The 10402-nt window shown below is 65.7% G+C and carries 9 protein-coding genes and 1 pseudogene; 4 read left to right on the plus strand and 6 right to left on the minus strand.

Annotated features, from left to right (window positions below):
• Positions 1-676, minus strand: a 676-nt coding sequence (locus tag ACPGXI_RS17190; RefSeq protein ID WP_526655100.1) for a hypothetical protein, incomplete at its 3' end; no start/stop codon positions are given.
• A 55-nt stretch (positions 677-731) separates the two neighbouring features.
• Positions 732-1199, minus strand: coding sequence for a hypothetical protein (locus ACPGXI_RS17195; protein WP_526655102.1), 468 nt, complete (start codon positions 1197-1199; stop codon positions 732-734).
• Between the two features lie 4 nt (positions 1200-1203).
• Between ACPGXI_RS17195 and ACPGXI_RS17200 the strand changes: the two genes are divergently transcribed.
• A complete protein-coding gene (locus ACPGXI_RS17200; RefSeq protein ID WP_526655104.1) occupies positions 1204-2499 on the plus strand; it encodes a sensor histidine kinase in 1296 nt (431 codons plus the stop codon).
• Entirely contained in the window at positions 2499-3164 is a 666-nt protein-coding gene (locus ACPGXI_RS17205) for a response regulator transcription factor (protein ID WP_526655106.1), read from the plus strand. The genes ACPGXI_RS17200 and ACPGXI_RS17205 overlap by 1 nt, the downstream gene beginning before the upstream one ends.
• A 73-nt stretch (positions 3165-3237) precedes the next feature.
• On the opposite strand, the gene ACPGXI_RS17210 is transcribed toward ACPGXI_RS17205, so the two are convergent.
• The 3 genes from ACPGXI_RS17210 to ACPGXI_RS17220 all read right to left on the minus strand — a co-directional run bounded on the left by ACPGXI_RS17210 (position 3238) and on the right by ACPGXI_RS17220 (position 6539).
• Entirely contained in the window at positions 3238-3411 is a 174-nt protein-coding gene (locus ACPGXI_RS17210) for a hypothetical protein (RefSeq protein ID WP_526655108.1), read from the minus strand.
• Positions 3412-3524: 113 nt separating this feature from the next.
• The gene (locus tag ACPGXI_RS17215; RefSeq protein ID WP_526655110.1) at positions 3525-4742 is read right to left on the minus strand and encodes a phosphotransferase family protein; all 1218 of its coding nucleotides are present in this window, start codon (positions 4740-4742) and stop codon (positions 3525-3527) included.
• Between the two features lie 165 nt (positions 4743-4907).
• On the minus strand, positions 4908-6539 hold the full coding sequence (locus ACPGXI_RS17220) for an esterase-like activity of phytase family protein (RefSeq protein WP_526655112.1): 1632 nt from the start codon (positions 6537-6539) through the stop codon (positions 4908-4910).
• A 237-nt stretch (positions 6540-6776) separates the two neighbouring features.
• Here ACPGXI_RS17220 and ACPGXI_RS17225 point away from each other — a divergent pair, with 237 nt between their 5' ends.
• Both ACPGXI_RS17225 and ACPGXI_RS17230 read left to right on the plus strand, forming a co-directional pair.
• Positions 6777-7604, plus strand: a complete 828-nt coding sequence (locus tag ACPGXI_RS17225) for a TspO-related membrane protein (protein ID WP_526655114.1) — start codon at positions 6777-6779, stop codon at positions 7602-7604.
• Between the two features lie 128 nt (positions 7605-7732).
• Entirely contained in the window at positions 7733-10075 is a 2343-nt protein-coding gene (locus ACPGXI_RS17230; RefSeq protein WP_526655116.1) for a lipocalin family protein, read from the plus strand.
• On the opposite strand, the pseudogene ACPGXI_RS17235 reads toward ACPGXI_RS17230, so the two are convergent.
• Positions 10072-10402 (minus strand): annotated as a pseudogene (locus tag ACPGXI_RS17235) (hypothetical protein); the annotation flags it as partial. The gene ACPGXI_RS17230 and the pseudogene ACPGXI_RS17235 overlap by 4 nt on opposite strands.

The raw sequence follows: 10402 nt of genomic DNA on the forward strand, positions 1-10402 counted from the left end.
TCAGCGCCGGTTCGACCGAAATCGGCGCCGACCAAACACCCGGATCTGCGGTCACCGGCACTTGGTCTACCGCTTCGTGGGCGACCGCATCGGGGTCGGCGACAGTGCTGAGTTCGGCACCCCTGCCCCGTCTATTGCCGCTGTCTCGGCGCGCCGCGGCCACCGCCTCGGAAGCCAGCGCGTCGCTGCTCGTGGCCTCGTCCGGGCTGTCGAATGCCGTGATGTCGTATGTCTCGTCGGCCTCGACCTCGTCGGGTACTTGGTCGTCGACCTCGACCTCGTCGGGTTCTTGGCCGACCACCTCGTCGTCGGCCTCGAACCCGTCGGATACCTCGTCGACCAGTTCGTCGTCGGCGTCGACCTCGTCGGGTATCTGGTCGACCATCTCGTCGTCGCCACCCGCCGGGGTGGTAGCCGTGAGGCCGCTGCCCGCTGACTCTGGCGATGCTCCGTCTGACTCTTGCGGCGCTCCGTCGTCGCTCGGCCCGGAAGCCTCATCAGTGGACGAGCCGTCGGCAGCCGAGGAGGAACCGGCATCAGACGACTGTGACGGCGTGCCGGCGGAACTGGAATCTGATGACTCTGCCGAGCTGATGGCTGGGTTGGTCGCAACACCCGCCACTCCCAATGCGACCGCTAATGCGCCCGCGCCGCCCAGGTATCTGACGTATCTCATGGCAGCCCCTCAGGTGGATCACCGCCGCGCAGAATCGTTGCACGTGACCTGAAATCTACCCGGCCCGGCGCATGGAAATTGATAAATCTGGGATTCGCGGGATCAGGTTCTGGAGGTTGCCGCGCTGCCATGGGGGCACGGGAAGAAAGCCCTTGGCGACGAAGCCGCCGCATCTGGCGGAATCCCGCGAATCACTGCCGCGAGTTCCCCTGGGGCGCAGTCCCAAAATCCCCGAACGCCAGCCACTGCGGCAGCAAAGATCCAGCTTCTCCGGGAATTGCGCCTGGTCCGTGAGGTGGTTAGGTTCGTAGAGCGTCCATATCCGGTTCAGCATCATGATGCCGGCGCCGAACCGAAAGGCGGCGATGCTAGCCACCGATTCCCCATTGCGGTCAAAGGTGCGGCGGATTCTGCCGTCGGCGGCCCGCACCCGGATCATCGGCTGGATGCTCCTGTTCTTGATCGCCGCCCTGGCGGTCGCGACCTTTTCGACCTGGCGCCTCTTGGTCTCGGCTGTCAACACGCGTATGGACGAGGCGTTGCTGGTCGAGGTGCAGGAGTTTGCCGAGCTGACCGGCCCCGGCATCGATCCCGGCACGGGTGAACCCTTCGCCGGGGTGGAGGAGCTCATCCGGGAGGCCATGGCGTACAACATCGCCCGGCCCAACGAGGTGTTCCTCGGTTACGTCAATGGGTCGTATCTGACCAAGAGCCCCCAACAACCGGGTACCCCCGACGTGCTGGCCGGTGATCCGGCCTTCACCGAGCGGGTCGCTTCGATCACCGAGCCGGTCGCGGGTCTGTATCAGTATCCGCGGGTTGGCGAGATCCGCTACCTGGCCATGCCGGTGACGCTCAATGAGGAACCCGGCAGTGGTGTCATCGTCTCCGCCTTCTTCGGCGATCGTGAACGCGCCAAAGCGGACGCGGTGGCAAGACTGATGCTCGCCGTTGGCGCGGTGACCATCGTGGTCGCCGCGGCGGCGGCCTGGCTCATCGCCGGCCGTATCCTGAGACCACTGCGCGATGTCGCCGAGACCGCGCGCAGCATCACCGAAACCGATCTTTCCCAGCGCATCCCCGACCGTGGTGGCGAGGGCGACGAGTTGGGTGATCTCGTGCAGACGGTCAACGGGATGCTTGACCGGGTGGAAGCGGCGGTGTCCGCGCAGCGTCGCTTCACCGATGATGCCGGGCATGAACTACGAACACCGATCACCATTGTGCGTGGGCACCTCGAGGTGCTCGACCCCAGCGATGCCGAAGATGTGACGTCGACGATCGCGCTGGTCGATGATGAGCTGGAGCGGATGAACCGGATGGTGTCCGACCTTCTGCTCCTGGCGCGCGCCGAGCAGCTGCCGTTCCTTCATCCGAAGCCGGTGGACGTGGGCGCACTGACACGGGACGTTTTCGAAAAGCTGGCCGCCCTCGGCGATCGCGACTTCATCCTGGATTCAGTTGCAGAAGGGACTGCCCTACTGGATGCGCAGCGCATCACGCAGGCATTGCTCGCGTTGGCTGACAACGCATGTCGCTACACCAACGACGGAGACCGGATCAGTCTGGGTTCCGCAAGGGAGACCAGCCAGGTGAGGTTCTGGGTCTCGGACTGCGGGCCGGGGATCGACGATGCCGACCGGACCCGAATCTTCGAGCGCTTCTCGCGCGGCAGCGCCGGCGGGAAGCGATCCGACGGTGCCGGCCTCGGCCTGGCGATCGTGCGGGCGATCGCGCTGGCACACGGCGGCAGAATCCAGTTGAATAGTGTCCCCGGGCAGGGCGCCACCTTCACTGTCGTCATCCCCGTCAGAGGAGAATGATGGCCCGAATCCTGGTCGCCGAAGACGAACCGCGTATTTCCAGCTTCATCGATAAAGGATTGTCTGCCAACGGTTTCGCCGTGACTGTCGTTGCGGACGGGCGGTCAGCCTACGAGTACGCGACCACTGGCGGATTCGACCTGTTGGTGCTCGACATCGGCCTGCCCGCGATGGACGGGTTCGACGTGCTGCGCAAGCTTCGCGCCGACCAGAATCCGATCCCGGTGATCGTGCTGACCGCACGTGACAGCGTTCAGGACACCGTCGCCGGGCTGGAGGGCGGCGCCGACGACTACATGGCCAAACCGTTCCGGTTCGAGGAGTTGTTGGCGCGGGTGCGGCGTCGACTGCAGACCGAGCGTGCCACGGAGCCCACGGTCTTGTCTTGCGGCGGGCTGCAACTGGATCTACGCACCCGGCGGGCTCAGGTCGACGGGCAGGAAGTTGATTTGTCCGCTCGCGAATTCGCGCTTGCCGAGACGTTCCTGCGCCATCCCGGCCAAGTGCTGTCCCGGGAGCAGTTACTCAGTCATGTCTGGGGTTACGACTTCGACCCGAGTTCCAACGTCGTCGATGTGTATGTGCGCTACTTGCGCCGCAAACTGGGCGCCGACCGGTTCGTGACCCTGCGCCGGATGGGCTATCGCCTCGATGAGATTCCGTGACCACCTGCAAGACCCCACCGGCGCCCGTCACCGTCGATGTGGGTGGCGGGCGCCGGCACTGGACAAAACCGTCTCAGTCCCAGGAGGTGTCGTCCCAGGAGCTGTCGTCCATCGCGATCACGGTGCTCGTGCTGCCCGAGTCGGCCATGCTGTATCCGGCGGCTCCGGCGACGCCTGCTCCCAGCAGGCTGAGTCCGGTGAGGGCCACTCCTGCGGTGACGACCTTCCAGGTGGTGGGGTTTTCCATGATGTGCTCCTTTGCTTTCCGGGACGGGCGGGCTGGTTGTCCCGCCCTTCCCCTCTAGGGTTCCGGCCAGAGGTGAGGGGTTCGTGAGTGGGAAGTGAGCGCCTTCTCATCCCTCAGAGCCATTCGCGGGCCAACGCCAAGCGGCCTGAGGTGTGTCCGGGCCAGTCGGCGAGTCGGGCTCGGAACGGCGCGGTTGCCAGGCCCAACACCACCGCAGCCGTACGTCGGCGCAGATCATCCGGGTCGATGCGGCGTTCAGCGTAGGTGAGCACCTCGGCGCAGTACCTCTGCGACGGAGCGTGGGACATTCCCAGTACGGACAGGTACCCGAGCAGCGTCGCCCAGTCATCGGCGCGCTCGCCGGGGCCGGCCGTATCGACATCCAGTACGCCGGTGACCTGTGTGCCGTCGGTCAGCAATTGATTGTGGTAGAGGTCACCGTGCACCGGCACCGGGGGCTCCGACGACCCGGGCGCTGCCGACAACACCCGGTCGACCAGCCGGTCCGTCTCAGACGTGAGTTCGGCGGCCCGCCTTGCGGATACCCCGGGATCGGACTCCGCACAGATCCGCAGCACGCGGGCACCGTCCTGCACTCGCTGCAGGATCGAGCGGTGCGACGGCAGACGCAACACATCGGCGGGCAAAGCGTCGAGCAGCCGCTCCAACTCGGCCGGTGGGGGCGGCGGGGTGGCTGATGATGTCGAGTCGCTGGTAAGTCGGTCGCGTAACAACGTCCCTCGCGCCTCGGGAAGTACGAGGATCCCTTCGGGTGTTTCGGCGAGCACTGGCGGCACGGGCAGTCGTTCGGCCAACAGATCGTGGCGGACACGCAGTTCGGCGACCGCAGCCGGCCGCACCACCTTGAGGAACCATCGACTGCGGCCGTCGCTGACCTCCAGCACCGCGCGTTGGGTGGGGCGGTAGGCCCGCACAACGATCGTCGGTCGTCGCGCCAAGGCGATTCCGTGGGACGACAACAGGTCGGCGATCCGTGTCGGGTCCTCCACCATCTGCAGGGCGGGCAGCGCAGGATCCTGCGCGAAGCGCCACACGCCCACTTCTAAGCGTTCGCCGAGGTGTTGACCGGCCACCACGGCCGCTCCCGTTGGGATGTGCTCGCCACTGGCCGCCACCAGCGCTTCGCGGGTCCGGCTGCCGTCCTTGCGGCGGACGTCGGCGACGTACCTGGCGCGCACCGCGCCGCTGGGCTGCACTCGTACGTCAGCCAGCCGCAGATCGTCCACGCCGGCCCCACATTCACCGATCGCCGCGGTCAGAACGTCCTCGGCATGAGGCCCGAGGAACAGTGCCAAAGAATTGATCGCCATGCCTCGAGCCTGCTCACCGCCGACGAATTGCTCGTGAGACCGGGATGAGAGAACTCTCCTCAGAGTGGGCGAAGCCGCGGTCCTGCGGGGCGCGCGTTGGTGCCGGAAACTCGGCGCCCGCCACCGGGTGGGCGGTGACGGGCGCCGGGATCGTGCTGAGGGTTCTCAGAACGCTGGGCTCACCTCGATGGATAACGTTGCGTTCCGGGTGGCCGCCGGCAGCTTTTCCGTGTCGACCACGAGGATGGCGCCGGAATCCTGTGCACCGTTGGCCAGGGTTTTCGGCGTCAACGGGAACGGGGCGGTGTCGGAATCGATGCCGACCAGTCCGTAGTCGCTGTCGTTGGAGATGATCAGGGTCCGGCCGCCGTCGGGTGTGACGACGCCCTCGACCTTGTCGTGTCCGAAGAACTCGCCTTTGGGGTTGAGTTCGGTCAGCAGTCCATCCAGATCCAGCTTCAGCGTCTTGGCGGCGACCTCGATACCGGCCGCCCGTAGGGCCTCGACCGCCTCGGCGTCGCTGGTCACGCCCGCGAAAGCCTCGATCGGTTTGCCGTCGACCAGCAGCCCGCCTGCGGCCGCGTCGTACCTGCTGCCCGGGACCGTTGACGCCGGACCTACGTCGGTAGCCCGCGCGATGTCGGCGACGTAGATCTTCTTGTTGCCGTCGGGCGCCAGCGTGGTGTCGCGCTCGGCGATCAGGAACTCGGTGTCGCTGAGCGCGGTGATCTCGGAGACCAGGACCTTGCTGTTCTGCGGATCGGCCAATGGCAGCAAGAACGTCTTGGTGTCTCTGGTGTCCAGATCGATGGTGACGATGCGGGTCAGCGGTACCCCTCGGGGGCGGCCGTCGATCCCGGGGGTGGCCAGGGCCGACTGCATCACGCCCACCAGGGTCGATCCGTCGGGGGTGACGGTCAGGCCCTCCATGCCGCGGTTGGGGTCCCGCATCGCCAGCTCGCCCGGCAGCGAGCCGTCATAGGGCGACAGGCGTTCGATCTCCACACCGTTTGCGTCGAAGTGAATGACGAAGGGGCCGTATTCGTCGGCAACCCAGAACGTGCCGTCCCCGAGTGCCACCAATCCCTCGCTGTCCAGACCGCGGTCGGAGTTCGGCATCGGGTTGCCGTAGATATCGACCATGGTCTCCCCGCCGGTGTCGCCGACATCGACGACCAGGCCGTTGAGCGGATGGCCGTCGGGGTCCTTGAGGACGATGACCTGCTCCTCATGGGCAATGCCGTCGGCAAGGGTGTACCTGACGATCTGGGGGGAGTAGTCAGTGACCGGCACCACCTTCTCGTTGTCGGTCCGGCCGTCGACGTTCGGCCCGCGGTCGGTCAGTCCGTAGATCTGGTTCGGGTTGCCGGGAACGGCGGCAATCGCCGATCCGGCCCCACTGCTTTGCACCGGCACGCCACCGACGACTGCCATCGGTGGGGCGGGATTGGCATACAGCCGAACCGCATCGGTGGTCGTCATCTTCAGCTCTTCGGTGCCGGTGAAACCCTCCTCGGGTGTGTACACCACGCTGCCGTCACTGCCGTAGCTGATCTGTCCGTGTGCGGGTTGCTCGAAGGCGACAGGAGTGAAGCCGCCGGTTGCCGCCAACAACTGGTCGGGTGCGATGGTCAACGGTTGACCAGCGACGGCGTGGAGCCGCTGATGCTGTCCGGCGGCGGCTGACTGCTGCTGTTCCTCCGTGGTGCTCGACTCCGCCGAGCACGAGACCACGGTGACCGCGAGTGCAATAGCCCCAGCGGTACCCAGCAATTTCCGGGCAATGTGGCGTTCCATGGTGATCTACTCCTTGTTCAGGGTTTGGTCCTCGGGATTCGTTTCCCGCTGTCCCGATCAAGGATTTCGCCGCGACGTGAGAATGCCGGAAGGCGGTGGTGAGAGCTTTCTCATTGGTCACTCGCGTTGGTCACTCGCGCCTTACCGATTCCTGACACGTCTCGGGCGGGCACTGCATCCGCAGGGCGGACGCCGGAAGCAGATGATGAACTGTTGATTACAGCGACAGGAGATGAAATGAGCGCAGTCACTCGACGAGGGCCGATCAAGGCGCTGGTGGTCGTGACCTATTTGGCCATGATCGCGGCGAACGTGCTGGCGAACGCTCTTCCGCTGAACGGCAAACGCACCGGCGAGGTGTCGGAGGATTACCAGAACCTGTTCACCCCCGCGGGGGTGACGTTCTCGATCTGGAGCCTGATCTACCTGCTGCTCGGCCTGCACGTGCTCTATCAACTCGGGTTGTTTCGCGCCGCGCAGCCAGCGGAGGAGCGGACTGCGCTGCTGAACCGGGTCGGCTTGCTGTTCTCGTTGTCGTCAGTCGCCAACACCGCCTGGGTGTTCGCCTGGCACTACGGAGTGATCCCGCTTTCAGTCGTGCTCATCGCGGTGATCCTGGTATGTCTGATCCTGATCACCAACAGTTTGCGGGACGTGAGTCTCACGGTGCGCGAACGGTGGTTTGTCGGTGTGCCGTTCAGTGTCTACTTCGGATGGACCACGGTGGCGACCGTAGCGAACATCACCGTGCTGCTGGTGAGCCTCAACTGGGACGGCTTCGGTCTGACCGACTCGGCGTGGGCGGCGACCATCGTGCTGGTCGCGATGGCGATCGGCGCCGTCACGATGCTGCGCAACCGGGATGTCGCCTATGGGCTGGTGCTCATCTGGGCCTACTGCGGAATTTTGATCCGGCAGATATCCGCCGAGGGCCTAGACGGCCGCTACCCTGTCGTGATCGCGGCCGTCGTCGTGTCGTTGCTGGTCTTCGCCGCGGCCGAGGCGGTAATCCTGCTGCGGCGTCGGGCGGAGTCCACCGCGCCACGCAAGACCGAGGCTTGCTGACGACTTTGTTACGGCGTCGACAATTGCGGCACCCACCGCGTCGATCTGGTCGCCAATCCGCTAACGTCGGCCATCTATCGGGAGGTGCACGGATGGTCGAGGGGCGTGCTGGGTTAAGCGCCGGTCTGATGTTTGTCGGTCTGGGCGCGGCCGTTTTCGCCGGCGCCGGCGTGGCCGTAGCGGACGCGGACGGCTCCGACGGGGCTGGCTCGGGTAGCTCCAGCAGTCGGTCAGCAGACAGCGACTCGTCGGGTTCCTCGGCGGCGGATGGCGCCAGTGCCGACGACGGAAGTGACACATCCGGTTCGACGGATCCCGGTACGGTTCCGGCGTCCGCCGAGCCGTCGGGCGGACAACTCGACGCCGCGCTCGAAGACGCCGCACTAGAGGCCGACGCGCTGGAAGCCGACGCCGCTCTTGAAGAGGACGCTGCTCTTGAAGAGGACGCCGCTCTTGAAGAGGACGCCGCTCTTGAAGAGGACGCGGCGGTCGAAGAGGACGCCGCTCTTGAAGCTGACGCCGCGGTCGAAGAGGATGCCGCGCTGGAAGTCGACGTCGTTCTCGAAGAGGATGCTCCAAGCGAAGAGGACGCTGCACCTGCCGCCGAGGCGGCTGCGGCATCGTCGGACCGCGGTGGCAATTCGACCGATTCACCGGCAGAGCAGCAGGTTGCGGCCGTTTCCTCGGTGGAACCGGTGGAGCAGCAGATCGCGGCCGACAAAACGGTGGCCCCCGCCGTCTCCGACGAATCGGATGAATCGGCCGTGGCGGTCGAGTCGGTGACAGCGTCCCCAGAGCAATCATCAGCCGATGTTTCGGCGATGGCTGTTGCCGATCCGGTGGCGGCCGACGTGAACGTCGCAACGGTCCAGACCCCGGAAGTATCGGCAACCACACAGCGTTCGCCGGGTCCGGTGGCAATGGTGGTTCTGAACTTGCTCTCGGCGTTGGGTTGGTCAGCGCGCCCCGAGACAGTGGCCGCGTTCCCAGGATTGGCGCCGTGGGCCGACACCTCCTCCGCACCGGCAGCGCCGGTGGAGGTGGCATCGGTCCTGGCCGCGTCTGTCGGCTCTGCGGTTGCCCAAGCCGGCCCCGAGACGGTCACCGGCGTCAAGACCGGCCACGCCAAGCTGACCATTCCGGTTGGTCCTCACGGCTACAAGACCAACGCAGACTGGTACCTCCCGACCCAGGCGGACGGTTCGGTGTCCGCGTCCGGCGTCATGTGGCTGCAGCACGGCTTCCTGAATAAGAAGTCCTTCGTCTCCGCGCTCGCGACCACGCTGGCGCAGCAGACCAACAGCATCGTCGTGGCGCCCAACGTGGCGTCGTTCCCGTTGCGCTGTTCCGGCTGCTGGCTCAACGGCGAACCGATGCAGGAGGCTGTCGCCTCGATGTTCCTCGGGGACCGTGCGGCGCTGAACATGAGCGCCGCCGCGGCCGGTTACCAAGGTCTGCTGCCGGAGGACTTCGTGTTGTCCGGTCAATCGGCGGGCGGCGGATTCGCCACGGCCGTCGGGGGCTTCTACGCGACGGACCCCGGCAACGACGACAGCCTGCGCGGAGTCGTGATGTTCGACGGTTTCTCGTTCGGCGGAGTGGTGACCGAGGCCCTGGCGAAGCTGGACGACCCATTCATCCCGGTCTATCAGGTCGCGGCGCCACCCCAATTATGGAATGCCTTCGGGTCAACCACCGATGAGCTGGTGGCGGCCCGCCCGGGTGAATTCGTTGGTGCGACGTTGGCCGGGGGCTCGCACGCGGACGCGCTGCTGGGCGGCAATCCGCTCATCGACTTCTTCGCCCAGCTGGTGACCAAGTTCTCCCCGCCCGGCAACACCGCGGCCACGCACACGCTGGCCACGGGTTGGATCAACGACATGTACCAGGGCCTGGGACCCATCGATGGCAACGGCATCTATGGAGCCCCTGATCAGTACATCGTGATGGGCGATACCGCCGCGATCGTGCTTGCTCCTCCGCCCGTCGTCGATCTCAACGACTACCTCGGCACCTGGTACGAGGTGGGCAGCGTCAAGCAGTTCTTCTCCATCGGGCTGGTGAACACCACTGCCGTGTACAGCCCCAACCCCGACGGTTCGATCAAGGTCGAGAACTCGGGCAACTACTTCTTCAACAACGGGCCCGAATCCACCATCGTCGGTTCGGCACTCCCGGTCGACGGCTCCGACAACAAGCTGAACGTGAGCTTCCTCTTTCCGGCCAACTCCAACCCGCCGGGCAACTACTGGATCGTCGACATTTCCCCCGACTACAGCCCACTGGACCCCAACGGCTGGGCCGTTGTCAGCGATTCCAGCGGCTTCACCGGGTTCCTGCTCAGCCGCTCGCCCATAGTCTCCGACGAGCTTTACCAAGAACTACTGGACCGGGCGTCGGTGAAGGGCGTCTGGGGATGGATCACCCCGACCCGGCAGTTCCCACCGACGACGGCGGTGCTCGCGGCCTAAAGCGTGTCGAACAACTGGCTGCGGTCGAGTCGTCGGAGTAGTAGGGCGATTTGGCTGAGGTAGAGGAAGCCTTCGTGCGCGGTCAGGGTGGTTTCGTAGTGGCGGTCGATGCGGCGGCAGTGGTTGATCCAGCCGTTAGTGCGTTCGACCACCCAGCGTCGTGGTTGGACAATGAACCCGTGGCCGGGTTTTGGCCCGGATACGACCTCGACGCTGACCCCGGCTTGTGTTGCGGACTCTGCGACGGTCGGGCCGGTGTAGCCCTTGTCCAGCCCAGCACGATCATCGACCGGCCTACCTGAACAGTGGCCTGTAGAAGGCTGCCTC

Source organism: Mycobacterium sp., assembly GCF_049608025.1.
Lineage (GTDB): Bacteria > Actinomycetota > Actinomycetes > Mycobacteriales > Mycobacteriaceae > Mycobacterium.